The organism is Streptomyces glaucescens (genome assembly GCF_002154375.1).
GTDB classification, from domain to species: domain Bacteria; phylum Actinomycetota; class Actinomycetes; order Streptomycetales; family Streptomycetaceae; genus Streptomyces; species Streptomyces glaucescens.
This window is the reverse complement of sequence record NZ_MUND01000958.1, coordinates 1-565: the sequence shown is the minus strand read 5'-3', so window position 1 is coordinate 565 and position 565 is coordinate 1. Positions and strand designations below refer to the sequence as shown.

Below are 565 nucleotides of genomic sequence, written 5' to 3'. Positions count from 1 at the left end.
CGGCATCCTCACCTGGCGCTGGTGGACCAGGGCGGAACTGGCCGAGGCGGCCGAGCCGGTCTGGCCACCGGAGCTGGCGCGCCTGCTCGACGAGTGGGAGTCCTGACCAACTTTCGGCGCGCGGCCGGTGTCAGGGCAGGTCGGGGCGGCCGTCGCCGTACAGCCAGTCCTCCCAGACGCCGCTGAGGTCGTGCTCCGGTGCCTGCCGTTCGACGTAGTCGGTGAATTCCCCGGTGTGGGCGTTGCCGTGCCGGTGCTCGGCGGCCCAGCCGCGCAGCAGGCGGCGGAAGGCGGCGTCGCCGACGGTCTGCCGGATCCTGTGCAGCACCATCGCGCCCCGGTCGTACACCGGGCGCCCGGAGACGTCGGCGGCGGTCGGCGGCTTCGCGGGCGGGAACGCGAACACGTCCTCGTCGGCGTACAGCGCGTCGAAGGTGCGCTCGGCGCTGTCCCCGCCGTGCTCCTCCTCCCACAGCCACTCCGCGTACGTCGCGAAGCCCTCGTTGAGCCACATGTCCCGCCAGCTCTTCGGCGTGACCGAGTTGCCGTACCACTGGTGGGCCAG

At 72.9% G+C, this 565-nt stretch carries 1 protein-coding gene; it reads right to left on the bottom strand.

Annotated elements, in window-relative coordinates:
* Positions 1 to 130: 130 nt before the first annotated feature.
* Positions 131 to 565, bottom strand: a 435-nt coding sequence (locus tag CCN42_RS39725; protein ID WP_143662211.1) for a M1 family aminopeptidase, incomplete at its 5' end; no start/stop codon positions are given.